21 protein-coding genes are annotated in these 26,140 nt (G+C 57.7%); 6 read left to right on the top strand and 15 right to left on the bottom strand.

Going from position 1 to position 26,140, the window contains the following annotated elements; translation table 11 throughout:
- Window positions 1-7 precede the first annotated feature (7 nt).
- The 4 genes from FHW04_RS21940 to FHW04_RS21925 form a co-directional block, all read right to left on the bottom strand.
- Entirely contained in the window at window positions 8-3,061 is a 3,054-nt protein-coding gene (locus FHW04_RS21940) for an efflux RND transporter permease subunit (RefSeq protein WP_069729933.1), read from the bottom strand.
- Window positions 3,058-4,194, bottom strand: a complete 1,137-nt coding sequence (locus FHW04_RS21935; RefSeq protein ID WP_089562449.1) for an efflux RND transporter periplasmic adaptor subunit — start codon at window positions 4,192-4,194, stop codon at window positions 3,058-3,060. Before FHW04_RS21935 ends, FHW04_RS21940 begins: the two co-directional genes overlap by 4 nt.
- Window positions 4,195-4,287: 93 nt before the next feature.
- On the bottom strand, window positions 4,288-5,457 hold the full coding sequence (locus FHW04_RS21930; RefSeq protein ID WP_089562448.1) for a sensor histidine kinase: 1,170 nt from the start codon (window positions 5,455-5,457) through the stop codon (window positions 4,288-4,290).
- The gene (locus FHW04_RS21925) at window positions 5,454-6,149 is read right to left on the bottom strand and encodes a response regulator (RefSeq protein WP_089562447.1); all 696 of its coding nucleotides are present in this window, start codon (window positions 6,147-6,149) and stop codon (window positions 5,454-5,456) included. The genes FHW04_RS21930 and FHW04_RS21925 overlap by 4 nt, the downstream gene beginning before the upstream one ends.
- A gap of 130 nt (window positions 6,150-6,279) precedes the next feature.
- Here FHW04_RS21925 and FHW04_RS21920 point away from each other — a divergent pair, with 130 nt between their 5' ends.
- The gene (locus FHW04_RS21920) at window positions 6,280-7,068 is read left to right on the top strand and encodes a MipA/OmpV family protein (protein ID WP_089562446.1); all 789 of its coding nucleotides are present in this window, start codon (window positions 6,280-6,282) and stop codon (window positions 7,066-7,068) included.
- A gap of 243 nt (window positions 7,069-7,311) precedes the next feature.
- Here FHW04_RS21920 and FHW04_RS21915 read toward each other — a convergent pair whose 3' ends face one another.
- Genes FHW04_RS21915 through FHW04_RS21900 form a run of 4 tightly spaced genes read right to left on the bottom strand, consistent with a single transcriptional unit; the run spans window position 7,312 to window position 10,698 of the window.
- Window positions 7,312-7,626, bottom strand: coding sequence for a PTS lactose/cellobiose transporter subunit IIA (locus FHW04_RS21915; protein WP_031378229.1), 315 nt, complete (start codon window positions 7,624-7,626; stop codon window positions 7,312-7,314).
- The gene (locus tag FHW04_RS21910) at window positions 7,623-9,023 is read right to left on the bottom strand and encodes a glycoside hydrolase family 1 protein (protein WP_089562445.1); all 1,401 of its coding nucleotides are present in this window, start codon (window positions 9,021-9,023) and stop codon (window positions 7,623-7,625) included. The genes FHW04_RS21915 and FHW04_RS21910 overlap by 4 nt, the downstream gene beginning before the upstream one ends.
- A 20-nt stretch (window positions 9,024-9,043) precedes the next feature.
- Window positions 9,044-10,372: a PTS sugar transporter subunit IIC gene (locus tag FHW04_RS21905; RefSeq protein WP_046289444.1), complete on the bottom strand. Its 1,329-nt coding sequence runs from the start codon at window positions 10,370-10,372 to the stop codon at window positions 9,044-9,046.
- The gene (locus tag FHW04_RS21900; RefSeq protein ID WP_069729930.1) at window positions 10,369-10,698 is read right to left on the bottom strand and encodes a PTS sugar transporter subunit IIB; all 330 of its coding nucleotides are present in this window, start codon (window positions 10,696-10,698) and stop codon (window positions 10,369-10,371) included. The genes FHW04_RS21905 and FHW04_RS21900 overlap by 4 nt, the downstream gene beginning before the upstream one ends.
- A gap of 289 nt (window positions 10,699-10,987) precedes the next feature.
- On the opposite strand from FHW04_RS21900, the gene FHW04_RS21895 reads away from it, so the two are divergent.
- Window positions 10,988-11,941: a LacI family DNA-binding transcriptional regulator gene (locus FHW04_RS21895; protein WP_046289445.1), complete on the top strand. Its 954-nt coding sequence runs from the start codon at window positions 10,988-10,990 to the stop codon at window positions 11,939-11,941.
- Here the strand turns inward: FHW04_RS21895 and FHW04_RS21890 are convergent.
- The 4 genes from FHW04_RS21890 to FHW04_RS21875 all read right to left on the bottom strand — a co-directional run bounded on the left by FHW04_RS21890 (window position 11,938) and on the right by FHW04_RS21875 (window position 17,373).
- On the bottom strand, window positions 11,938-12,822 hold the full coding sequence (locus FHW04_RS21890; protein ID WP_089562444.1) for an ROK family protein: 885 nt from the start codon (window positions 12,820-12,822) through the stop codon (window positions 11,938-11,940). The genes FHW04_RS21895 and FHW04_RS21890 overlap by 4 nt on opposite strands.
- Window positions 12,823-13,117: 295 nt before the next feature.
- The gene (gene fabF / locus FHW04_RS21885; RefSeq protein ID WP_094106294.1) at window positions 13,118-14,404 is read right to left on the bottom strand and encodes a beta-ketoacyl-ACP synthase II; all 1,287 of its coding nucleotides are present in this window, start codon (window positions 14,402-14,404) and stop codon (window positions 13,118-13,120) included.
- Between the two features lie 249 nt (window positions 14,405-14,653).
- Window positions 14,654-15,268 carry a TetR/AcrR family transcriptional regulator gene (locus FHW04_RS21880; RefSeq protein WP_031378225.1) on the bottom strand — a complete coding sequence of 205 codons (615 nt, stop codon included), beginning with the start codon at window positions 15,266-15,268 and terminating at the stop codon, window positions 14,654-14,656.
- Window positions 15,269-15,414: 146 nt separating this feature from the next.
- Window positions 15,415-17,373, bottom strand: coding sequence for a sigma-54-dependent Fis family transcriptional regulator (locus FHW04_RS21875; RefSeq protein WP_089562442.1), 1,959 nt, complete (start codon window positions 17,371-17,373; stop codon window positions 15,415-15,417).
- Window positions 17,374-17,562: 189 nt separating this feature from the next.
- Here FHW04_RS21875 and FHW04_RS21870 point away from each other — a divergent pair, with 189 nt between their 5' ends.
- From FHW04_RS21870 to FHW04_RS21855, 4 genes are all read left to right on the top strand, one after another.
- Window positions 17,563-19,011: a sugar porter family MFS transporter gene (locus tag FHW04_RS21870; RefSeq protein ID WP_046289388.1), complete on the top strand. Its 1,449-nt coding sequence runs from the start codon at window positions 17,563-17,565 to the stop codon at window positions 19,009-19,011.
- Between the two features lie 12 nt (window positions 19,012-19,023).
- Window positions 19,024-20,037, top strand: coding sequence for a Gfo/Idh/MocA family oxidoreductase (locus FHW04_RS21865; protein ID WP_089562441.1), 1,014 nt, complete (start codon window positions 19,024-19,026; stop codon window positions 20,035-20,037).
- Window positions 20,037-20,816, top strand: coding sequence for a TIM barrel protein (locus FHW04_RS21860; protein ID WP_046289390.1), 780 nt, complete (start codon window positions 20,037-20,039; stop codon window positions 20,814-20,816). The genes FHW04_RS21865 and FHW04_RS21860 overlap by 1 nt, the downstream gene beginning before the upstream one ends.
- A 72-nt stretch (window positions 20,817-20,888) precedes the next feature.
- Window positions 20,889-21,809 carry a substrate-binding domain-containing protein gene (locus FHW04_RS21855; protein WP_089562440.1) on the top strand — a complete coding sequence of 307 codons (921 nt, stop codon included), beginning with the start codon at window positions 20,889-20,891 and terminating at the stop codon, window positions 21,807-21,809.
- 330 nt (window positions 21,810-22,139) lie between these two features.
- Here the strand turns inward: FHW04_RS21855 and FHW04_RS21850 are convergent, their stop codons facing one another.
- The 3 genes from FHW04_RS21850 to FHW04_RS21840 are packed head-to-tail and all read right to left on the bottom strand — an operon-like array spanning window position 22,140 to window position 26,020.
- Window positions 22,140-22,574 carry a DcrB-related protein gene (locus tag FHW04_RS21850; RefSeq protein WP_089562439.1) on the bottom strand — a complete coding sequence of 145 codons (435 nt, stop codon included), beginning with the start codon at window positions 22,572-22,574 and terminating at the stop codon, window positions 22,140-22,142.
- On the bottom strand, window positions 22,555-24,744 hold the full coding sequence (locus FHW04_RS21845) for a peptidase domain-containing ABC transporter (RefSeq protein ID WP_089562438.1): 2,190 nt from the start codon (window positions 24,742-24,744) through the stop codon (window positions 22,555-22,557). The genes FHW04_RS21850 and FHW04_RS21845 overlap by 20 nt, the downstream gene beginning before the upstream one ends.
- A 16-nt stretch (window positions 24,745-24,760) precedes the next feature.
- A complete protein-coding gene (locus FHW04_RS21840) occupies window positions 24,761-26,020 on the bottom strand; it encodes an HlyD family secretion protein (protein WP_046289392.1) in 1,260 nt (419 codons plus the stop codon).
- Between the last annotated feature and the right edge of the window lie 120 nt (window positions 26,021-26,140).

The following is a 26,140-nucleotide window of genomic DNA, read 5'->3' as shown; positions in this document are numbered from 1 at the left end:
GACTGAATCAGCCCGGTTTTCTGTTCATTAACAGGCTCAGCGCGGCGGGCAGCACCGTCAGCGTGACCAGCGTGCCGCTTACCAGTCCGCCAATAATCGCGAACGCCATCGGTCCCCAGAAAACCTGATGCGAAATGGGGATCATGCCAAGGATCGCGGCACAGGCGGTCAGCAGAATTGGCCGGACGCGATGGTGTGCCGCCTGCCGGATCGCCTCATCAGCCGCCAGTCCGGCGCGGGTATTGGCGTCCACTTCACTGATCATGATCACCGCATTGCGGATGATAATACCGGCCAGCGCGATAATCCCGAGCAGGGCCACAAACCCCAGCGGGGTAGCCGCCGGCAACATGGCTAACACGATGCCCGGCAGGCCAAACGGTGCCATGCAGAGTGCCAGCAGCATGCTGGAAAAGCGCTGAAGCTGGATCATCAGCAGCACCAGCATGGCGCAGATCGTCACCGGCAGCAGCGCGAACACCGAACCGTTACCTTTGTCCGATTCCGCCACCACGCCACCTTCCTCAATACCGTATCCGGCGGGCAGGGTGGCACGCAGCGCGTCGACCTGCGGTGCGAGCTGCGCTGACACCGTTTCAGCACGCTGGCCCGGAGCGATATCGGTCTGCACGGTTATGTAAGCCAGCCGCTGACGTCGCCAGATCACCGGATCGTCGACGCCCCACTGCAGAGTTGCCACCTGACTCAGCGGAATTTTCTGCCCGCTGGCGGTGGTGAGCATCAGACCGGCCAGCACTGCCGTATCCTGCCGACCGGCATCATTGCCGCGCAGCACTACATCGATTAACCGGTTGCGGTCGCGCAGCGTGGTGACCACGCTGCCGGACATCACGGTATTCAGCGTGCGGGCAATGCTGTCGGATGAGACCCCGACCGCGCGGGCCGCGGTCTGATTGACCGCCAGGGTGATCGCCCGTTCCGGTTCGCCGGCGGTGAGATTGACCTCACGGGTGAGCGGCGAGCGGGCAATCACGGCCGCCAGCTGATCAGCAGCCTGACGCACCCGGGCATTATCCGTACCGGTAATGCGGTATTTGAGCGGCCAGCCGACCGGCGGACCAAGTTCGAGCGGCGAGACCCGGGTGGTGATGTCGCCGAAGCTGTTTGCCAGTCGTCTTTCGAGCCGCCTGCGCAGCCGATCGCGTGCCGCCAGATCTTTCGCCACCACCACCAGCTGGGCGGTATTTTCATTATCCAGCAGCACATCCATCGGCAGATAAAAGCGCACCGCACCGGATCCGATGTAGCTGGTAAAATTGGCGACGTCAGGGTCGTTATGGAGGCTCTGTTCCAGCCGTTCAGTGCGGCGCGCGGTTTCGGCCTGGGCGGCATTGGCGGGTAGCGTCAGGCTGACCAGCAGTTCGGGGCGATCGGAGGAGGGGAAAAATTCACCCTGCATAAACGTGGTGGCGTAAAGGCTGACGGCTAATACCGCCAGCGCTGCGCCGAGGGTAATGAACCGTCGCTGCAGGATCGCCGCCAGCAGCCGGTGGTAGGCACGCATCAGGATACCCGGCGGCCGGTGTGCCTTGATGCTGCCCACTGACAGCAGCCAGCTACCGGTCAGCGGTGAAAACAGAATGGCGACCACCCACGAGCAGAGCAGGGCCAGGGCGATCACCACAAACAGCGAGTAGCAATATTCGCCTGCGCTGGAGGCGGCGAATCCGACCGGAATGAAGCCGGCTATCATCACCAGCGTACCGGTCAGCATCGGGAAGGCGGTGGTTTTAAATGCATAGGTGGCGGCCTGCCATTTGCTGTCGCCCGCTTCCAGCCGCGCGACCATCGCTTCCACGGTAATCATGGCGTCATCCACCAGCAGTCCCAGCGCGATGATCAGCGCACCGAGTGAAATGCGTTGCAGCCCGATCCCGGCCAGCAGCATGCCGGTGAAAGTCATCGCCAGCACCAGCGGGATCGCTGCGGCCACCACCAGACCGGCCCGCAGCCCCAGTGACACAAACGAGACGGCCAGCACAATCACAATCGCCTCACCCAGCACCCGGACAAAGCCGCTGACTGCCGTTTTGACCACCGCAGACTGATCGGCCACCCGGGTCAGGGTAATGCCGTGCGGTAGCTGACTGGCTAATCGGGTCATCCGCCGATCCAGCTGCTGGCCAAAGTCGAGCATATTGCCGGTCGCGGCCATGGAAATAGCCAGTCCGATGGCCGGTACGCCGTTAACCCGAAATTCTGGCGCTGGCGGCTCGGCGGATTGCAGGCTGATGGTCGCCAGATCGGTCAGCGGAATAAAACGCTGGCCGATATGCAGCGTCACCGCCTGCAGGCTGGCGACCGAGGTCAGAGTCCCGCTCACCCGCAGTGCGATGTTTTCGCGATCGGTACGCAGGCTGCCGGCAGGCACTACGTCATTTTGCGACCTGAGCGCATCGCTGACCTGTTGTAAATCCAGCCCCATCCCATCCAGCCGGCGCGGAGAAAAGGCAATCACCACCTGCTGCTCCTGTACTCCGAGTAAGCGGGTTTTGCCGATGTCCGGCAGATCGGCCAGACTGCGCCGCAGATTATCGACCCGATCGCGCAGCTCCCGCGAGGTGAAGCCTTCGGCGGTAAAACCATAAATGGTGCCGAAGGTGTCATCAAATTCATCGTTGACGGCAGGCCCCTGTACGCCCTGCGGCAGCGAAGGCGCGATATCCTGCATTTTTTTACGCAGCTGATACCAGATGCCTGCTACCGCGGCAGGTGAGGTGTCATCGCGCAGATTGACATAAATCACCGTCTGCCCGGCCCGGGTTTCGCTCTCAACCGCGTCCAGTGACGGGATCTCCTGCACCTTTTTTTCCAGCACGTCGGTGACCAGCTGCACGGTAGTGTCCACGTCCGCGCCCGGCCATTGGGCGGAGATCACCGCCGTTTTGATGGTAAATGCCGGGTCTTCGTTACGCGACAGGTGCTCATAGCTCAGAACGCCTGCCGCCATCACCAGCAGCATGAAAAAGATCACCAGCTGCTGATGTGCCAGCGCCCAGCCTGACAGGTTAAAGCCGGATGAAGAGGCGTGCGCTTTCATGGCTGCTCCTGCTGTAACGCGACCTGTTCGCCCGGCTGCAGCGTACTGACGCCGGCGGTCACTACCTGCTCACCCGGCGCGATCCCGCCGCTGATGAAAATCTGATCCGCCGTGAAGCGGGCCAGTACCACCGGACGCAGCTGCAACCGCCGGGTCGGGCGATCCACCACCAGCAGCGCCGGCTTTTCACCGGCGCGGGTCAGGGCGATGGCGGGTAAGGCGATCACCGGCGGCTGACCATCGGGCAGGCTGACCATCACCGTGGCACCCAGCGCCATCGCGGGCGGTGGGTCAGTCAGGTTGAGCCGCAGTCGCCAGGTCCGGGTCTGCGGATCGGCCTGCGGACTGATGTCACGCACCCGGCCGCTGACCTGCACCTGCGGGTCGGCAAGCAGCGTCACCTTCAGCGGCGTGGCGTCGTCAGGCCGCAGCAGACCCGGCTCTGACAGATCAAACACCGCATCGCGGGCGTCGCCCGCCGCCAGCGTCATCACGCTTTGCCCGGCGCTGACGACCTGACCTGGCTGAACGTTGACGGCCGTGATCCGGCCAGCGGCAGGTGCCCTGAGCTGGGTCCAGCTGAGCTGATCTCCGGCATTTTTCAGCGCTGCTTCACTGCTGAGGCGACGGGATTGGGCGCTCTGAAAGTCCGCCTGCGCGCTGTCCAGCTGGCTGCGGGCGATAGCACCGCCTGGCATCAGCAACCGCATCCGGTGCAGATTGAGGGCGGCAACACGTTCGGCGGCGCGGGCGCTGTCCAGATCGGCCCGGGCGCTGCTCAACTGGTTTTGCGCCGGGTTGTCCTCAAGCATGGCCAGCGGCTGACCGGCTGTGACGCTGTCACCCAATTCGACCGTCCGGCGGATAACGCGGCCGTCGAGCCGGAAGGCCAGCGCCACCTCCTGATGGGCATGGATCTCACCGGTCAGGGAGGCAGAGGCATCATTGCTGAAGGGCGGCGCAACCACGGTGTTAACCGGCCGCAGCGGGGCAGCGGGCGGGGCGGAATTATCATCACGGCAGCCGGTGATGATCAGTACGCCCAGCAACACCAACACTATCGGGGCAAAGATGTGAACATTGAGCAGATGACGCCACAGCTGTCGGGCAGCATCCGGAAGTAAGTCTGTCATAACCGGGTTCCTGTAATGAGTTGTGCTCATTGAACCCGGCTTGTGTCCAGAATCCTTCGATGAACCGTCAAGAAACGGTCAAGTTGCGCCGATTCAGCTCACCGGCAGGGTCATACCGATTAACAGACCGCCTCCGGCGGGCAGGCTGGCGTGGAGGGTACCGCCGTGCGCGTCGACTATCGCTTTGGCGATCGATAAGCCGAGGCCGCTGCCGCCGGAGTGGCGGGCACGTGACGAATCTGCCCGGGTAAAGCGATCAAACAGCGTCGGCAGGAAATTAAGATCCACTGCCTGGCCGTAATCGCGGAAGGTCAGAACCGTGGCGCGATCGCTCTGGCTGGCGTGGATCTCCAGCCGTCCGCCCTCCGCGCCGTAGCGCAGGGCGTTTTCGCAGATGATGGTCACCACCTGACCCAGACGAAACGGATCGGCAGTCAGGTAAAGATCCTGCGCCGGCGTCACGCTGATGGCGACACCCGCTTCCCGCGCCTGTGGCATCAGCCAGCCGGTCCGCTCCCGCAGCAGTTCACTGAGATTAAAGCGATCGCGGTTCAGGGTCAGCTGGCCGGCATCCGCCAGTGACAACAGATGCAGCTCATCGGTCAGACGACTGAGCTGCGTCAGCTGTTTCATAATCATCGCCAGCTGCTGCGGCTCAGGCTGGAACACGCCGTCGAGAATCCCCTGTAACCGGCCGATAGCGGCCGTCAGCGGCGATCGCAGTTCGTGCGCCATCGCAACGTGCGAGGCACGCAGTTCGCGCTCGTAGCGCGCCAGCTGTTGCGTCATCTGGTTGAAGTCTTCGGTGAAGCGCACCAGCTCCTGCGGTGCCTCTTTCACCAGCGCTGCCGATCGACCAAATTCCCCTTTTGAGACTGCACGCGCCGCCGTTGCCAGTTGGCTGAACTGCGCAGACAGCGGACGGGCGAAACGCAGCGCCATCAGCACCATAAACGGGATCGTCCCCACCACCAGCACGATCACCGTAAGCCAGTCTGACGAAGCCAGCGACGGATCAGAAAAGTTGATGCCCCACCACTGATCGATAATTTGATGGAAGCGGGCCGGATCGCTGGCGGGATGTTGCCGCAGCTGGGTGAACTCTTCCAGCACCGCGGGCGGCATACGGTAATAGACCCAGAATGCCTGTACCGCGAATCGCAGCCACATGCAGATGGCGATCAGCACAACGCTGCCTATCGCCAGAAACAGCACCCGCAGGCAGATCCAGCGCCAGAGTGAAGGATGAGAAGTGTTTTTCATGGTTGTCTGAACCGGTAGCCCACGCTGCGTACCGCCGGTAACACGTCGGTAATACCCGCCACTTCCAGCTTGCGCCGCAGGTTATAGACGTGGGTATCCACCACCCGCTCCAGCGCATCGCTTTCCGGCAGGCAGTGCTCCAGCAGGAACAGGCGGGTAAACGGGCGGGTTGGCGCACGCATCATCGTTACCAGCAGAGAAAACTCGGTTGGGGTCAGATCGAGGCGGCGGGGTTCGGCACCGTCATGCTTTACCACGGCGATCAGCGCCAGCGGATCGACCTCTAACCCGGCCCAGCGTAAGGTTTCCGGCTGCGGTGTTGGGTTCTGACTGCGGCGTAATACCGCCTGAACCCGTGCCACCACTTCGCCTGGGTTGTAGGGCTTAACGACATAGTCGTCCGCGCCATAGCGCAGCGCACCGATGCGGTCCGGTGCATCGCCCATCGCGGTGACCATAATCACCGGCGTGTCGTCGCGCCGCCGCAGCGCCGCCAGCACTTCGGTGCCGTTCATGCCGGGCAGCATGATATCCAGCAGGATCAGATCGGGCTGCCAGCGTCGGGCCGCATCCAGACCGCTCAGGCCATCTCCGGCAATCATAACGTCATAATTTTCACGTTTCAGATAGGCCTCAAGCACGCCGGCCGCATCCGCATCATCTTCAATAATCAGTACACGTTTTGACTGCATTTTCGCACCACCTTGACTGTTTCTTCATAAATCCCTGGCCGTTCATTGATACGTGCCTCGCATACTCCGGCCAGAAACGCGGCACTGACCCCCTCAGTTCCGCAACGTGATGTGATGATGAGGAAAGGTGATGATAACCGGAAAAATAAAGCTTCACATGGTCTGTTTTTCGCTGAGCATAAGCGCAGCGGCAGCCATGGCCGATCAGGGTACAACGCCCGCGCCCAGCCTGACGCTGGGCATCGCGGGTATCAATGCGCCGCGCTACAGCGGGGCGGATAAACGCCACTGGCAGTTAATGCCGCTGATTCAGGCGCGTGACGGCGCCTTCTTTCTCGATACGCAAAAGGGTGTCGGTTATGACCTGCAGGCGGATAACGGTCTCTATCTTGAACATACGCTGGGTTACGGGCTGGGGCGGGCTGATAGCAACTCTTCGTGGCGTGACGGCGATGATCGACTCAAAGGCATGGGCAAGATTGACGCCACGGTTAATACGTCCCTGGCGGTGGGCTGGTCGATCACATCCTGGCTGACGGTAGAAGGCAAGGCGACCCTGCCATTGAGCGACAGTCAGGGCGTGCAGTATCGCCCCTCTGTCACCCTTATTCCCTGGCAGACCGACAGCGACACGGTCGCCCTGCAGGCAGCAGGCCTGTTCGGCGATGGGCGTTACCTCAATACCTTTTATGGCGTTAACAGCCAGCAAAGTGCGCGCAGCGGTTTTGCACGCTATAACGCGGCCGGTGGATTTTACGGCACCGACACTAGCCTGACCTGGAGCCATCAGTTCACGCCGGCGTGGGCCGCCAGCGTGATCGGTGATTACACCTGGCTGGATAAACACGCCTCGGATAGCCCGATCGTTGCACGGCGCAACGGGGTCTCCGCCACCCTTGCACTGAGTTACACCTTCTGATGACGACATGGCGGGGAGGATGAGATGCGCAGCCATCGAACGCTGCTTGCCGCACTGCTGCTGTTGTATCTGCTGGTGTTTGGGCTGCTCGGACTGGCGATCAGCCTGTTTGATGCGCCGCGGGGATAATGCCCGATGAACAGATGGCGAAGCCTGCGGTGACGGGCGGCGTGCGCAGAGGGGCTGTGCCACGCCGCCAGTTTATAACGGTGTTTACCCGGCAGCACATCGGGCTGCCCGCTATCAGGCGCGCGGTTGCCGCTGATACAGATGAATAATCTCTTCAGACAGTTCGCGCGCCAGCATCGACGTCATTAAGTGATCCTGGGCGTGGACCATAATTAAGGTCATCGGCTGGCGGCCTTCACCGGCATCCTGTTCAATCAGCCGGGTTTGCATTTTATGCGCCTGGCGGGTGAAGGTATCGGCCTGCTGCAACAGTTCCCGCGCCTGCTCGATCTCCCCCTGACGCGCCGCCTGCAATGCTTCAAAGCAGAGACTGCGCGACTGGCCGGCATTAACAATAATCTCCATTACCGCCTCTTCCTGATCGATCATGATAAATTCTCCGGGTGGTTAAAACCGTTACGGGCCGAGGTCGCCGCAAACCATTCACCGCTTTTTTTCACCGTGCGCTGCTGAGTGGTGATATCCAGCTGAACAAAGCCATAACGGTTCTTATAGCCGTTACACCATGACCAGTTATCGATAAAGGTCCACATGTGATAACCGAGACACTGGCTGCCTTCGGCAATCGCCCGGTGAACCCATTTAAGGTGTTCGGCGACAAAGTCGATGCGGTATTGATCGTTGATCTGTCCGTCCTCAACAAAACGCTGTTCATTCTCTACGCCCATGCCGTTTTCTGAGATAAAGCAGCGTGGATTACCGTAATTCAGCCGCAGGTTGGTGAGAATGTCATAGATGCCGGGCTCATAGATTTCCCAGCCGCGGTAAGGGTTCATTTTCCGCCCTGGCATCTCATAGCTGTCAAAGAACCATTCCGGCATAAACGGCGCAGCGGGATTGATTGCGCTGTCGCGGCATTTTACACGACGGGGCTGATAATAATTGACCCCGAGCAGGTCGATGACGCCGTCGGCGATCAGCGCCTGATCCTCCGGCTGGGTTGGCGGTAGCTGGTCATACTGCCTGAGCAGCGCCACCAGATCCGCCGGAAATTCGCCGCGCAACACCGGGTCGAGAAAGCTGCGGTTAAACAGCAGATCGGCGTGATGCGCCGCAGTCAGATCGGCCGGGTTTTGCGAACGTGGATAAGAGGGCGTCAGATTAAGCACAATGCCGATTTCACCGGCAAACCGGCCGTCCCGGAAGGCGCGGACCGCCGAAGCATGGGCCAGTACGGTGTGATAAGCCACCGTTGCCGCCCGGCGGAAATCGACTACGTTGGGATAATGGAAGTCATACAGGTATCCGCCCTCAACCGGCACAATCGGCTCATTAAAGGTAAACCAGTGCTGCACCCGATCGCCGAACAGCTCAAAACAGAGGCGGGCGTAGCGAGTGAACGCTGCAACGACCTGACGATTCTCCCATCCGCCCAGCTGCTGCATCGCCATCGGCATATCAAAATGAAACAGGGTGATGAACGGCGTGACGCCCTGTGCCAGCAGTTCGTCAATCACATTGTTATAGAACGCCACCGCCTGCGGATTGACGTCGCCATTGCCGTCCGGGATCAGTCGCGACCAGCTGATTGAGGTGCGAAAACTGTTGTGATTCAGCTGCTTCAGCAAGGCGATATCTTCACGCCAGTGCTGGTAAAAGGTCGAGGTGTCAGCCGGGCCAATCTGCTGATGGAAACGCGATGGCTGTTGCGTATACCAGTGATCCCAGATGGTGGCGCTTTTGCCGCCGGTTAAGCTATCGCCTTCAGTTTGCAGGGCGGAACTGGCGCTGCCCCACCAGAAGTTATCGGGAAACGTGTAGTGCATGGTGCCTCTCTCCTGCGGGATTAGTGAGTACTGGCGCTTTCAGCCAGGGGGGCTTGCGACTGCGCCTTTTCCAGTTCGGTTTTCATCAGCGATCGTTCGTAGGCGCGCAGGAACGGCAGGTAGCACAGGGCGGAAAGCACCATACAGACCAGGCACATCACCACCGGACTGATGGCCCAGTTGGCTGCCCAGGATGCGCCAATCGGTGCGGGCGTGGTCCACGGCGTCAGCGAAACCACCTGTGCCAGCCAGCCGAGTCGGGTGGCGGTGTAGGCCAGCACGGCGTTCAGCATGGGTACGCAGACAAAGGGAATAAACATCAGCGGATTCATGATGATTGGCGCGCCAAACAGGATCGGTTCGTTGATATTAAAGAAGCTCGGCACGATACCCATTCTGCCGATGGTGCGCAGATGGGTGGCGCGGCTGCGCAGCAGCAGAAAAGCCAGCGGCAGGGTAGAACCGACACCGCCAATCAACAGGTAGTGATCCCAGAAGCCTTGCAGATAGATGTGCGGCAATACCGTGCCCGCCGCCAGTGCCGCCTGGTTAGCGGAGAGGTTAGCCATCCAGAACGGGTTCATAATGCCGGTCACAATCAGCGCACCGTGAATACCGGCGAACCAGAAGATCTGACACAGCAGCACCGACAGCAGAATCGCTGGCAATGAATCAGAGGCGGAGACCAGCGGTGCCAGCAGATGCATGATGGCCTGCGGAATGATCATCCCGGTTTTTGCCTCAATCAACAGATTGAGCGGATGCAGGGTGCCGATAATCACCACCACCGGGATCAAAATTTCAAACGATCGCGCCACCCCGGTCGGAACCTCTTTCGGCAGGCGGATAGTGATATTGTTGTGTTTCAGCCAGGCGTAAACGCGGGTGGCATAAATGGCGGTCAGCAACGCGGTAAAAATCCCCTGACCGGAAAGATATTCGGTAGAGATGGTGTGATTGGAGTAAGGTGCTGCCACCAGTAAAAAGGCCATAAAGGCCAGCAGGCCGGACATCACCGGATCCAGCGAGAACTGTCGTCCCAGGCTGGCGCCGATGCCTACCGAAATAAAGAAGGTCATCACCCCCATGCTGAGGTTAAACGGCAACATCAGCTGGTCACGGTAGGTGGCGGAAAAATCGAGCCAGGCCCGGGCCACACTGTTGGTGCTGGTGGCTGAGAATGGGGGAAAAATAAACACCAGCATAAAGGAGCCGATGATCATAAACGGCAGCGCGGCGGTAAAGCCGTCACGAATGGCGATGACATATTTTTGCTGGCCCAGCCGGCCGGCCAGCGGCGTAATCGATTGCTCGATCACCGCAATCATCGATTGATAAAGTGAGCTCATAGGGCCGCCTTTTCATTGGCAGCCGTAATCAGCGACAGCGCAAAGTCCAGTACCTTGTCACCCCGTTGCATGCCGTAATCCATCATATCGATCGGCTGTACCGGCACATTCTGGCCTGCCGCTTTGTCGGCCAGGCTTTTCAGCATGTATTTCACCTGCGGCCCGAGTAACACCACCTGATAGCGGGAAAACTGCTCATCAAACTCCGCCACGCCAAACGCTTTAATTTCAACTTCAAGCGCCCGTTGCGCGGCCGCTTCTTCCATTTTCCGCACCAGCATGCTGGTAGACATTCCTGCTGAACAACACAACATGATTCTGTACATGGTTACTGTTCCTCACCTTTGACACCAAAGTGAGGCTGATTGGATATCATATGGAAACCGGTTTCCATTGGCGGTGCTCAGAAGTGTGATGTCGGTCAATAAGCCGATGATGCGGGTTTTTTTTATTGGATTCCGGTCACAAAAATGGCTGTAATAGCGCAGCCTTTTCGGGCATTTGGAAAATCGGTTTCCATAGAATGCTGAAATGGCTATACTTTGCCCGGCGAACAAATGGGCAGTAAGCACAGGTTGGCTTTTTTTGGCATAGCGCCGTTTTCAGGGGAATAACATGTCTACTATCAACGATGTATCACGGTTAGCTGGGGTATCGAAAGCCACAGTTTCCCGGGTGTTGAGCGGTTCACGCGGCGTGAAAGAAGCCAGCCGGCTGGCGGTACTGAAGGCAGTCGAGGAATTGAATTACCGGCCTAACGTAATAGCTCAATCGTTATTCAGCCAGACTACCCACTGCATCGGCGTTATCTGTGCCCAGGAAAACGTAAACCAGATCACCGCCTGGCTTTTTGCGCTGGAAAAGCAGCTGCGCCAGCATCAGAAACATCTGCTGTTGCGCTTTGCCCGCAGCAAAAGTGAGGTTCTGACCGCGCTGGACGAGCTGAGTTGTGGCCTGTGCGATGATGTGCTGATCATCGGCGCGCGCTTTCCTCTTAACATCGATGATGAACATGTCATTCTGGTTGACTGTGCCGAAGCCGAAGGGCCGAACAGTATTCAGTTCGACCACGCGTTTGCCGCTGAGACGGCCTGCAATTTCCTGATCAATCAGGGCCGCCGGCAGATCGCCTTAATTCAGCCTGAGAACGGGGGCACCGCAGGGCAGCTATTACTGGGCTACAAGCTGGCGCTGGAAAACAATCTTCTGCCCTTTAACCGCAATCTGGTGATCACCGAAGCGGTCTCCTCGTCGGTGGCAATTCAGATGCTGCTGAATAATGCCAGCAGCCGGAGTTTTAATGCGCTGCTGGTGGCTAACGAGCAGGAAGCGCAAAACGCCATGGCGCAGCTGCAGGCGTTTAATAAAGCGGTGCCGAAGGACGTGATGGTATTCAGCCTGGCGGGATCGGTTAATTTACCCGGGTTACCGACCATTCCGGCTATTGAATATTCACTCGATCTGCTGGCATCACGCATTGTCGGCTGGTTAACCGCCACTACCCAACAGATGCTGGGTAGTTCGGTGTTACGCGGCGATTTAATCATTCCGGACTGGCGGCAGCGCTAAGAGAGCTCACTCTGCTGGCTTTGCAAAAAGTGATAGGCTGCGCCCAGCATGCCGGAGTCGTTGCCGTAGGTGGCGGTATCAATGCGGATATCGATTTGATATTTTTCCAGCTGCTGTGAAAGCTCCTGCAGAAAGGATTCGCGTTCGGTTATACCGCCGCCGATGAAAATGGTCTGCGGGTCAAACACGCTGAACAGGTTATATAAACCGGCGGCAAGATGCTGGTAAAAGGTATTAACCACTTTTTGTGCTAACTCATCACCTTGCTCAAAAGCATCGAACACATCTTTACCGCTGATATCATCGGCGGGCTGGCCGCTGAGCTGAGCGTAATTTTCGCGCAGCGCGGTCATGGTGCAACTCTGGGCCATGGTATGCGGCTCGATATTGCTGTCGGTCGGACGCGAGGTCAGCAGACAGCCAAATTCTCCGGCCCGATTGCGTCCCCCGCGGATCAGTGCGCCGTTACAGAACGCTGCGCCACCGAGTCCGGTGCCAATGGTTAACATCAGAAAATCATTCAGCTTTTTCGCTTTTCCCAGCCAGCGCTCTGCCAGCAATGCACAGTGCGCATCGTTTTCAACCGTAGCGGGCAGGCTGGTTTTTTCGGTCAGCCACTGGCTCAGATGAAACCGATCAAAGTCACGCACCGTCCCGCCCATCGCAATATAGCCGTTATCCGGATCGATATAACCCGGCGTGCTGACCGCAATGCCGCTGCAGGACGGGTTCTTCTTTAGCCAGCCGATAATCTGCTCCAGAATCTTATCCCGGTCATTATGGGAGATATCGCTACTGTCGCTCGCCAGAATATTTCCCTGACGATCGATTACGCCCATTTTTAATGAGGTCCCGCCAATATCGAAGGCTGCAATATTCATTCGCTTTCCCTGAGGTTATTGTGGTCGATCTAATTGTAGCGCTGAAATTTAACCGTAAGCGGCGACGGGCGGGCGATATTGTCAGGAAAGGTACAGAAGTATAAAGATAATCGTGCAGGCCCACCGGGGTCTGCATCGTCAGGCAGAGATCGGCAGGCGACCGGGGTTTCAGCACCCGATCTGTCGGGCGCGTAAGCGGTGAGGCGGGTCCCGAAACCGTTAAGCGTGGTAAGAGGACCCGCTGCCGTGCAACAGACAACCGCACGGCAGCGGGACCCGACTCAGTCAGACGTGGTTACCACTTACGCAGCAGGATGCTGGCATTTACCCCGCCAAATCCAAAGCCGTTCGACATCGCATAGGTCAGGTCCATCGGGCGGGCGTTCAGCGCCACCAGATCGAGGTTGCCCGCCGCTTCATCGGGATGATGCAGGTTGAGGGTCGGTGGAACGCATTGATGACGCAGCGCAAGCAGGGTAAATATTGCCTCTAACCCGCCCGCCGCGCCCAGCAGATGCCCGGTTGCTGATTTGGTCGAGGTAATGGCTACCGATGAATCGTCGCCAAATACCGAGCGAATTGCCGCGAGTTCACCGCGATCGCCGACCTGAGTCGAGGTGGCATGGGCGTTGATGTGCTGCACCGCTTCCGGCCCAATCCCGGCCTGGCGCAGGGCCAGTTTCATCGCCCGCGCGGCACCGCTGCCATTTTCCGGGCTGGCGGTCAGGTGGTAAGCATCGGCGCTGGTTCCGTAGCCAACCAGTTCTGCCAGTGGCGTAGCACCGCGCGCTTCGGCATGCGCCAGCGACTCAATCACCAGCAGGCCCGCGCCTTCAGCCATCACGAAACCGTTGCGGTCGCGATCAAACGGCCGCGAGGCGTGATGCGGATCATCGGCAAAGCCCACCGACAGCGCACGTGCGGCCGCAAAGCAGCCCAGCGTCACCCGATCCAGCGCTGCCTCCGTGCCACCACAGATAGCAATATCCGCTTCGCCGCTTCTGATCAGTCGGGCGGCATCACCGATCGCCTGCACGCCTGCTGCACAGGCGGTGACGGGGGCGCCAAGCGGCCCGGTAAATCCATGTTTGATCGAGACATGACCCGCCGCCATATTGGCGAGGAAGGAAGGGGCGGTGAAAGGGGAAAGCCGGCGCGGACCGCGAGCGTCAGTGGTACGCACTGCTTCAGCAATAGCGCCAAAGCCGCCTACGCCTGAGGCGATAATGGTGGCGGTGCGTTCGCGCGCGGCCTCATCTTCCGGCTGAGGATGCCAGCCCGCCTGCTTCAGCGCTTCGTCCGCCGCCAGCAGCGCAAACTCGATAAAGCGGGACATTTTTTTGCGTTCTTTAGGCAGGATAAAGGCTTCAGGATCGTACCCTGCCAGCGGATCTTCATCGACCGTTGGGACGCTACCGCCAACCGAAATGCCGGTGCCGGCACTCATCTCGTCGGACAGGCCACGAATCCCCGACTGACCTGCTGTTAAGCGTTGCCAGACCGTTTCCACGCCGCAGCCAAGAGGCGAGACGATGCCCATACCGGTAATGACAATGCGTTCAGACGCCGCTGAATGACTCATGTGTTTCCTCCTGTGGTCAGTCTGTGCTGTGGCAATTCATCTGCTACAGACGCGTGAGTTTTATCAATGCACGCTTTCAACCTTAGCGTGGATGAGGCAACCCTGCGCACCTGGCGCAGAGCGTCGCCTGCAGGCCATCAGGCTTAACGGGAAGAAAACCGGTGAGCGTAACGACAGCAATGACCTGATCGGCCGATCAAAGTCATCGCTATCTTTGATCAAGTGACCGATTTAGTCAATGGTCACAGTTCAGGGCGCCAGGCTGCGTAATACCAGTGCCGCCAGCTGAACTGAGGCCGCTTCTGCCTCATCGAGGTTATACTGCAGCAGCACCGGGCTGGCATAAGGTTTGATCACCCGATAGATGGCTTCTGCCGCTTCATCAGCCGGGGTTTTACGTTCAAATTCGCCCGCCTCTCTGCCCTGACGAAGAATCTGATGAATCAGGTTCAGCACACGTTCTTCATGCGCCTGGGCTGAGGGCCAGCGATCGCGCGAGGCCACTGCGGCGATGTCATACAGTTTACGATCGTGAAAAAACAGCTCGGTGCCGGTCACCGAAAGGGTACGAAACAGGCGGCGGAACTGTTCAGAAGCGCTGGGCGCATCGGCTATCGCCGCCTCCACCCGCTGCATAATCATCGTCAGCCGGCTGGAGCAGATCACTTCGCCAATCGCCTGTTTAGACTCAAAAAACTTGTAGATATAGGCTTTGGAGAAGCCAATTGCCCTGGCAAGATCAGAGACGGTGGTTTTCTCATAGCCGTAATGGGCAAAGTGCTGCATCGCGGCATCAACAATCTGGTCGCGCACGTTGTGCTCGGCAGGGCCGCGGACGCCGGCATCGGTATGCTGTTCTGACATTTTCACCGCCTGATAAGTGAAGTGGGTTATTCAGTGACCACTGGGTTAGATGGTCACATTTTAGGCCTTTTAGCCGGCAAAAGCCATGATTCCCGCTGTGTGGCGATGACCAGGCGGCTAACCTGCACGTGCCCTGACGCGGCAGGTTACTGGCGCAGGCTGTCGATCGGAATGTTCCACTGGTTCAGCTTGTTGTAGAGCGCAGTGCGTGAAATCCCCAGCAGCTTAGCCGACTGCCGCAGATTACCGCCCTGAGCGCGGATGGTCTGCAGTATGCAGGCCCGCTCATTATCCTGCAGCAGGCTGGTCACCTCGACGACGGCGGGGGAGGCGCTGGCAACAAATTCGGCGGGCAGATCGGTCAGCCCGATGGTGCTGCTCTGGCAGAGGTTGACGATCCGCTCGACCAGATTTTCCAGCTCACGGACGTTGCCCGGCCAGTGCCAGGCCTGCAGGCAGTGCATCGCCTCTGTCGTCACCTGCGGCGGGCGTTTGTTCAGTCGCTGACATAGCGCGCTGATAAAGGTATTCACCAGGTCGGGGATGTCGCTTCGACGATCCCGTAAGGCTGGAATGGTCAGCGAAATGACGTTGAGACGATAGAACAGGTCACGCCGGAAAGCCCCCTGTTCCACTGCGCTCTGTAGATCGCAGTGGGTGGCCGCCACGATGCGTACATCCACCTTAACCGGATGGGCAGCACCGATGCGCAACACCTCATTCTCCTGCAGTACGCGCAGCAGGCTGGTCTGTGGCTCGAGCGGCATTTCACCAATCTCATCGAGGAACAGGGTGCCGCCGTCGGCCAGCTCAAATTTTCCGGCTGAACCCCCCCGGCGCGAGCCGGTAAAGGCACCGTCAACGTAGCCGAACAGTTCGCTCTGCACCAGATCGCGCGGCAGTGCGCCACAGTTAACCGCCACGAATGACTCCTGTGACCGGCTGCTGGCGTTATGAATCGCCTGAGCAAACAGCTCCTTACCGGTGCCGCTTTCGCCGGTCAGCAGCACCGTGCTGTCGCTGCGGCTACTGGCTCGCGCATGCTGTATCGCCTGTTGCAGCGTGGGCGCATTGCCACGAATCATGTCAAAGGTATAACTGGCGCTGACCCCCAGCACCCGCCGGGTGATCGCCCGGATTCGCTGGTTTTCGCGCAACGATAAAATACGTCCGCCATCCGGTGCCAGCATCAGTGATACCAGGCAGGAGACGCTGCGTCGGCCATCCGGGCGAAACACCATCTCACGATCGTTACAGCAGGGAAGGGTGAGCAGCGATCCCGATTGCGGCTGCAGCAGCTGGTCGATCAGCGCACCGTCCGTCGCCATGCCGGCAAAAATCTGACGGGCGTAACGATTCAGGGTTTTGATACGGCCGTCGCGATCGCAGACCACCACGCCTTCATTCAGGGTTTCCAGAATCGACTGCTGCTCAGCCAGCAGGCGGCGCAGGGTCAGTTGCTGCCCAATCGCTTCGGCCGCCGCCTGCACCGTGCCCAGCGTGTGAACGTTGAAACTGTCAGGCGTTGCCGTCAGCGTCAGGACGCCGATCATCCGCCCGCTGGCATCACGAATCGGTGCCGCCGCGCACTGCTGGTTACGCTCGCGAAGGGCCATCTTCCAGTTCTCTCCGCTCAGCACATAGACCAGCCGCTGTTCGCGTAAACAGCGTGCGGTGCAGTTGGTGCCCAGCACCTCTTCACGCAGGATGCTGCCGACTGGCGTCAGATCGCTGCCGCAAAAGCTCAGCACCACGCCCTGCGCATCGGTCAGGTTGATGTGGCCATCCGGATTGTAGGCCAGCAGGTTCTCCATCACGCTGCGTGCCACCGCAATCAGTTCACTGTTCAGGCTGAGAATTGCGGCCACCTCGTCCGAGGCCGGCGCGCTGTAGCTGAACCGGGTCGGATCGATGCCGCGCTGCCGGGAGCGTGTCCAGGATTGCAGGATGCTGCTGCGGATCCAGTGCGGTTGTTCACCCGCCACAAAGGCCTGCCATCCCTGCGCAAGCAGCTGCTCCCAGCGTGCCGCATCGCTGCCTTCAGGCAGGCTGAAAATGGCGTCGCTCTCTTCTTTATTCGGCAATAAATCGTGCAGCGTGGGCATCTCTGCCTCCGGGTCAGAATGGAATGTCCATTTTAATGACATGTTAAGTTGACATGTAAATTTTATTTTCATCCGGCCGCGGTTATCTGAGAGGTCGTTCACATAAAACCCGGTTTAAAAACTGGCACCTGTTTTGCAATCTTCAGGCTAACGCTCACCGGTAAAAATTAACGGGAAAGTTAAGCTGTTATGCGTAAACATAATCTGAAGTTGCTGCTATTTATCTGTTCCATCGCCTCGCTCAGCGGGGTGATCCTTGGCTATGACGCGTCGGTTATTTCCGGGGTGATAGAGCCGTTAACCGAACATCTGTCTCTGTCGCCGTGGCAAAGCGGTTGGGCTGTTTCAAATGTGATCCTCGGTTGTGTGGCCGGTGCCTGGTGTGTTGGCGCACTCTCTGACCGGATCGGCCGTAAGCCGACGCTGGTGATCACCGCCCTGTTATTTACGCTGTCAGCGGTGGGTTCGGCGCTGGCCGATACCCTGACCCAGTTTGTGCTTTACCGATTGGTTGGCGGGCTGGCCGTTGGCATGGCCTCGGCGATTACGCCGCTCTATATTGCCGAGGTGTCACCAAAAGACTGGCGCGGCCGCATGCTTGGCCTGCAGCAGATGCTGATGGTGGGCGGTCAGGTTACGGTTTATGTGGTCAACTATCTTATCGCCCGCGGCATGACTCACAGCTGGATCGTCAGCGAAGGCTGGCGCTGGATGCTGGCATCCGGCGTGGTGCCCTGCCTGTTGTTTCTGGCGCTGGTGCCGTTTATGCCGGAATCGCCGCGCTGGTTAGCGCTGAACGGCAAGCGCGATCGGGCGCTGACGGTGCTGACCCGTTTGTCTACGCCACAGCATGCCGCCCGCCTGCTGGCAGAGATCAGTGCTTCCGCTGCCGATCAGCGCGACGGCGGTGCCCGGCCCGCGTTACTGCGTGATGCCCGGGCGCGCTACATCCTGCTGATTGGCTGCGCCATCGCCATCCTGCAGCAGATTTCCGGCATTAATATCCTGCTCTATTACGCACCGTCACTGCTGCAGAACATCTCCTCTGATACGCAAACGTCGCTGTTCCACAGCATTTTCCTTGGGGTAGCGCTGCTGGCCGGCGTGGCCTTCTGCCTCAACGCCGTTGATCGCTGGGGACGTACCCGCCTGCTGCGCTGGGGCGCGCTGGGCTGTGCCGTCTGTCTGATGGTGACCTCGTGGGCCTTTATTGCGCAAACCGGCGGGCTGCTGCCGGTGATCGGGCTGGTGGCCTTCGTGCTGATTTTCGGCATGTCGTGGAGCCTGGGAGCCTGGTTACTGATCTCAGAAATCTTTCCCAACCGCATCCGCGCCGTCGCTATGGGATACGCCTTCTCATCAATGTATCTGGCCAATTTCATTGTCACCCAGAGTTTCCCGATGATGAATCGCAACAGCCTGCTGATGGACCACTTCCACGGCGCGTTTCCGCTGATGCTGTGCGCCGTTGGCTGTCTGGTGGCCTTCTGGTTCGTGCAACGTTTTCTGCCGGAAACCCGCGGCGTCTCGCTGGAGCACATCGAGCCGCTGATGTTATCGAAATCCCGTCGCTTTGCCGCTGAGGCACAGCAGACATCCGGACCCTCTATCCAGCCTGACTGGGCAAACAATAAATAAACAGGAGCTGTTATGAATCATAAAACTGTGCGTGTGGGATTGATTGGCGCAGGCCGAATGGGCAGTTTTCATGCGGAGAATCTGGCGCTGCGGGTACCCGGTGCCCGCCTGACCGCCGTTGCGGATCTGCAGCCTGGTGCCGCGCAGCGCCTGGCCGATCGGCTGGGGATTGAGAAGGCCTATACCGACTTGCAGGCATTACTCAACGACAGTGAGATTGATGCGGTGGCCATTGCGACACCGGCCCGCACCCATGCTGATCTGGTGATTGCCGCCGCGCAGGCCGGTAAGCATGTCTTTTGTGAGAAACCGATGGCGGTGACGCTGGAGGAAGCTGACCGGGCAATTGCGGCCGCGAAAACGGCGGGCGTGGTTTTACAGGTCGGTTTCAATCGTCGCTTCAGTGCCGGTTTTGCCGCCGCCATCAGCGCAGTCAAAGCCGGTGAAAACGGCACTACCCAGCTAAGCCGCTCGGTGACCCGCGACCCCGCCTTACGCGATCCGGCCCCGATCCCGCAGTGGACCATCTTTCTGGAAACGCTGATCCACGACTTCGATACCTTGCTGCATTTCAACCCCGGTGCCCGACCGGTTGAAGTCTATGCGCTGGCGGATGCGCTGGTCCGTCCCGATTTTAAAGATAAGGGGCTGCTGGATACCTCAGTGGTGACCATCCGTTTCGATAACGGGGCGATTGCCACGGCCGAAGCCAATTTCCAGGCCGTCTACGGTTATGACGTGCGTGGTGAAGTGTTTGGCAGCAAAGGCATGCTGCAGGCCGGCAACATCAATCAGGATAACTGCGTCCGCTATCACGCCGACGGTATTGCGATAGCAACCTCACGGATGGATACCGATCTGCTGCGTGACGCCTACGTGGCGGAAATGACCGAGTTTGCGCATTGCATCCTGCACGGTGAGACACCACGCGCTACCGGCATTGATGCCCGCAATGCGCTGGAGATTGCGCTGGCCTGTATTGAGTCGGTGCAGCAGCGCAAGCCTGTCTTGCTGGGAGCACGCTAATGGCCGGTTATCAGTTATCTGTCTGTGCCGAGATGGTGTTTCTCGATATGCCGTTTATCCGCCGGGTTGAGCGTATTCATGCGCTGGGGTTTGGAGTCGAAATCTGGAACTGGGCCAATAAGGATATCGATGCGCTGGTGGCGACGGGTGCGCGCTTCACCTCAATGACCGGCTATCTGAGCGGTAACCTGACGGATGAGGATCAAATCGAGCCGCTACTGCAAAGTGCTGAAACGTCGCTGGCGATTGCGGAACGGCTTAACTGCCCGAGCCTGAATCTGCACGGCACCGGACTGGACGAGAATGGCCAGGCGATCAGGCCGGTGGAGAGAGTGACCGGGGCGATGTGGCTCAAAGCGGCAGATACGCTGCGCCGCCTCGCCGCGCTCGGTGAGCGGGCCGGACGCGTCTTTACCCTCGAGAACCTTAACCTGGCGGTTGACCATCCGGGCACCCCCTTTGCCCGCGCGGCGGATACGCTGGCGCTGGTCGAGGCGGTCAACAGTCCGGCGCTGAAGATGAATCTGGATCTCTATCACGCCCAGATTGGCGAAGGCAATCTGATTGAGCTGATCCGCCGATGTGGTCCGGCGATCGGAGAAATACAGGTCGCGGATGTGCCGGGACGGATGCAGCCTGGCACCGGCGAAATCAACTATCGTGCGATTGCCCGCGTGCTGGAGCAGGTCGGCTATCGCGGCGTCGTGGCGCTGGAAGGCTGGGCCGCCGGTGACAGCGAACAGGCACTGGCCCAGTTCCGCGATCATTTTACCGTGTAATCACCTCCCCGTCGGGTATTTGTCTGTTGCCCGACGGACTTATGATAATAAAAAACCCTACAGGATAAGATCATGAAAACCAGACTATTTGCGATGTTCCTCGGCATGCTGATCAGCGTGTCAGCCGGTGCTAAAACGCCCAAAATCGGCGTGGCACTGGCAAACTTTGACCTTAATTTTGTCTCGATCCTGCGCACCCAGATGATTGGGGAAATCAGCGCGCTGAAGATGGACGGGCAGTTCGTTGATGCCAAAGGCGATGTTGCGCTACAGGTACAACAGGTTGAGGATTTCATTAACCAGGGCGTGGATGCCATTATTCTCAACCCGGTGGATACGCAGGGCGTGTTACCGATGATTAAAGCGGCCCGGTCAGCAGGCATTCCGTTGGTGTTTGTTAACCGCAAGCCGGAAGTTAAGCTGCCGGAAAATATGGCTTATGTCGGCTCAGATTCTGCGCTGGGCGGTGAAATGCAGATGGAAGCGCTGGCAAAGAGGATGAACTATCGCGGTAACGTCGCCATCCTGATGGGCGCGCTGTCGAACGAAGAGGCGCGGGAGCGCACGCGCGCAGTAGAAGCGGTCATCGCAAAGTACCAGCAGATGGCGGTTATTGAAAAGCAGACCGCACGCTGGCAGCGTAATGAAGCGGTGGATGTGGTGTCGGGCTGGTTGCTCAACCAGCGTCCGATTGATGCGATTGCCGCTAATAACGATGAAATGGCTATCGGGGCGATTATGGCGCTGAATCAGGCTAAAAACAGCCATATCCTGGTAGCCGGCATTGATGGCACTCCGGATGGTCAGCAGTTCGTGAAAACCGGCAAAATGGCGCTGACCATTTTTCAGGATGCAAAAGGACAGGCGACGGGCGCGGTAAAAGTGGCGAAGGCGCTGCTGGATAAACAGAAAGTGGATGAGATTAACTGGGTCCCTTATAAAACCATTACGCACGACAATTATACGCAATTTGCGGCGGCCAGTGCGCAATAGAGTCTGGCCGTTTACCGATTTTTATCTGTTTATCCCCCGCGCCAGGCATGTTGATATTTTGTCTGGCGCGCTGGCTTACCCATTCCGGCGTGGCGTGTTAATCAGACCATCCGGCTATTTCAGCATAATGCGGCAGCCGTCAGCTGGCGTTATGCTGACTGAAGCCGTGTCTGACCTGTTTACCTGCCGGTGTTTCTGAGGCGTGATAACAGCGGTACAGCCGGAAGCATAAAAAAAAAGCCGCTTAAAAGCGGCAAAATTCATGACAGGCATGAAACAACTGAAAAACAAAAATAAACCAATATTACCCGGCGTGATGCCGGATAACCGTTAATCGTACGTTCTGAAACTGTTTAAGGTGTCAGTGAAGCACTGCATCTCTTTGTCAGTAATCGGTGACGATTTCGAGAGGGTGAAAATAAGTAAATCATCCATATCTAAGGTGAAGATAGCCTGTTTCTGGTACTGGCGATGATTATCAGGACGTAAAAAATCATAACTGATGAGCAGGCCAGTCGCGATGTTATCGCCTAATGTGATGCTCTCACCCGGTGCCTGCTGCCAGTCTTTAACCTGTTTACTTAACAGTCCAAGCTGGCTCTCAATATACTCTTCGGTGCAGTTATGATTGCCTAATACATCGCGTGACAGCGTAATCGGCGGCAAAACCGATCGCTTATCCATCAGCGTATTAAGCGTTCGTTCTGTATAGCCTTCCGGAAGCGTAATCATACCTTCACTAAATTTACATATCTGTTTGTTCATTTTCTTTTTCCATTTTGCTTTCATTGTCTGCGGGTGAAAATAACTGGTCGGCAGTCATTTCGCTGAATTTACCGTTGTTCAGCATAACGATTCGGTCTGCACTGCGGATGGTTTCCGGGCGGTGCGCAATAATAATGCGCGTGATGTTCATCCGCTTGATGGCGTTATTTATCTGCTTTTCATTATAAATATCCAGGTGGCTGGTCGCTTCATCCAGCACCAGAATCTTCGGCTCCCGATAGAGTGCCCTGGCAAGTAAAATACGTTGTAACTGACCGCCGGACAGGAAAGATCCCATATCGCCAACCAGGCTTTGATAATTCATCGGCATTTTCATGATGTCGCCATGAATTTGAGCCAGACGCGCAACCCGGGTAATTTTTGCATGGTCAGGTTCATTATCAAAAAAGCTGATATTTTCACTGATCGAACCAGAAAACAGAATATCATCCTGCATCACACAGCCAATACGGTTGCGGTGATGCTGTAAGCCGGTCTTGGTTATATCCATGCCGCCAACGGTGATGACGCCACTCTCCGGATGCAATAAACCGAGAATAATTTTCGCCAGCGTGGTTTTACCCTGACCAGACGGACCGACAATCGCCACGCTTTCACCGGCTTTGATTGTCAGGCTGATATCGTCAATAACCCAGGGTTCGGTGGTTGCATAGCGAAAGCAAATATGCTCCAGTGCGATATCCTGAGGGATCTCGGGTTCGTCGCTGTGATCGAGCAGACTCGGGCTGGCCTCTTCGCAGGGTTCTGTCTCCGACAGTACGATGTCGGCCAGACGCTCGCCGTGCATGCGCAACATGCGAAAATCAATAATTGCATTGATTAAACCCGCCCCGCGGCTCATGAACTGGTCAGAGAAACTGATGAACGCGGTGAGCATACCGGCAGAAAAGTTGCCATCCAGCACCTGCAATGCCGCCAGCCACACCAGCACCACCCGACCCACTGAGGTCAGTATTCCCTGCGCCGATCCAAACAGGATATTGAGCTTCTGCATCACGATCCCTTTATTGGTACTCTCCACCAAAAAATTCATGTAGGCAGAGAGACGCGGGATCTGCTTGTTGTTAGTTTTAACCGCCTGGATACCGCGTAGCGTTTCCAGCAACGACGACTGGGTGCGCGCTGAGCTGATGATCTGCTCCTCATTAGCACGGCGCACCGGATCATAGGCCAGGAAGCGCAATAATCCATAAGCAACGAACAGGGCGATCACTAACCAGGCCAGTTTGGCATTGTAGATAAACAGCATCATGACGGTGACGATCGACATGACCCCATCCAGCACGGTGCTGATAAAACGCGAGGTCAGGGTACTCTGAATGGTATTCAGTGAACCGTAGCGTGACAGGATGTCGCCGACGTGACGTGACTCAAACCAGTCGAGCGGCAGCTTCAACATATGCTGGCAGACGTTGACCGTCCACTGCACGCTAAGCTGGCTGGAGAACCAGCTCATCACCCAGGAGCGCAGGGCGGAAATCATTGTCTGGAACAGCGCAATCATAATGAAGCCCACCCCCAGCAGAGTAAGCAACGAATAATCGGCCGAGACCAGCACCATATCCATTACCCACTGCATAAAGAACGGGGATAACACGCCGAACAGCTCCAGCACTACCGACAGAATCAGCACCTGACAGAATGCCGATTTGACGCCGGTGACGCTGCCGACCAGTTTCATCATTGAGATGCTGGCTTTTTCTTCCTTCACTTCGAAGGTTGAAGAGGGAATCAGTTCTAACGCCACCCCGGTGAACGCTTTCGAGGCCTCGGCGAACGTCAGCTCGCGGATTCCGCGTGCGGGATCGTGCAGCGTGATCTTATTGCCGCGGACTTTTTTCAGTACCACAAAGTGGTTCAGTTCCCAGTGCAGAATACAGGGCATGCGCAGCTTAGACAGCTCTTCAAGATCGACCCGCAGCGCGCGCGAACTCATATTCAGCTGTTGTGCCATTGCAATCACATCGGCCAGCGTGGCGCCTTTGAGCGAGGTAGCAAACCGCCGGCGCAGGGTGATCATATCGATCTCATGCCCGTGGTAGTTGGCAACCATCCCCAGGCAGGCCAGCCCGCATTCGGTCGCTTGTGACTGGCGGATCATCGGCAGACGGTTAAACCATCTGAAATTAAGTTTATCTTTTAACAACACAGCACAGACCTTTTAATCAGAGCGAAATTTTGTGGCCGAGCGCGAATAACGGCTCCAGGACCCACTCGTACAGACGACGTTTGTCGACAATAAAATCGGCGTCCAGCGCCATACCGGGTTTCAGCGGTTCGTTTTGCAGGTAGGCTTTAATGGTCTGCTTATCCAGCGCCACCAGTACCCGGTACTGCTGTTCCTGGATATTGTTTTTCCCGGTTAAGGTTGAAACTTCCTGCGGGGTGAGGGCTGTGCGTGAGACTTCGATGACTTTGCCATATTGCTGACCGAACTTTTGATATGGGAAGGCTTTGTAACGCAGCACAACGCGTTGTCCGGCCTGGATAAAACCGATCGATTGGGTGTTTACCATGATGCGCGCCACCAGTTCACTGTCACTGGGAAGGATCGCCATGGCCGACTGGCCTGCACTCAGCATCTGACCGTTCTTGATCATAATCATGCCAACGTAGCCGCTTTTCGGCGCACGCAATTCAAACGAACGGCGCGCTTCATTTTCAACCTGTGACTGACGGTTGTCCGCCAGCTGTCGCTCTATATCGTTACGCTTTTTCGCGTCATCAAGCGGCTTCTCGTGCAGTTGCTGCTGCGCCTGCAGGATCTTCTGAGCAATATCCAGCAGCTGCCGTTGATACTCCTGGTAGCGGGCCTGACTGTCGAGCAAGGCCGACTCCTGCTCTTCCATTTGACGATTCGAGGCATAGCCCTGGTCATGCATCGCATTCAGCTTGGTTAGCTGCAAGCGCGCCAGCTCAACCTGTTTTCGGCGATGGGTCATCTGCAGCCGCAGCTGTTCTTGCTGTAATTTCAGGCTGTTGATGGTCTCTTTCAGCCCCTGCATTTCAACCTCATGCAGCTTGCTGAGGGTTTTTAGATCCTGCTGCAGACGTTCACGTTGTGCCGACAGGTTTTCAGCCACTACCTGGCGGGTCTGGCCAAATTGCGTCGAGACTTCTGATGACAACACCATCAGTACATCGCCTTTCTCGACCCGCTGGCCTTCTTTAACCGGAATATCGATAACCGTTGCGCTTACGGGCGGCGGGATGATCAACATGCCGTTTTTAGGTAATAACTCCCCGGTAGAGGACTCATATTTGGTATAGCTACCAAAAATAAAAAAGAGCGTTGTCGCAGCAGTAATGACGACCACGATGGAAATAACCAGCCATCGGTAGGGCGGACAATAAAGTGCGACGGTGCCCAGACTGCCGCGATTGGCAGCATCAAGTGCTTCCTGGCGAAAAAGTGACTGTTCCATTTAACTATTCATCGTAAGAGGGTGAAGGCTTTGTTGAATAAATCGAACTTTTGCTGAGTTGAAGGATCAGATCACGCATCCTCCCGACAACACAGACCATTCCGTGGCAAAGCAAAAGTT

This window comes from Pantoea sp. AN62 (genome assembly GCF_050432985.1).
In the GTDB taxonomy this organism is placed as follows: Bacteria; Pseudomonadota; Gammaproteobacteria; order Enterobacterales; family Enterobacteriaceae; genus Pantoea; species Pantoea brenneri.
The sequence above is the reverse complement of the archived record's forward strand: the minus strand, read 5'-3'. Positions and strand labels throughout refer to the sequence as shown.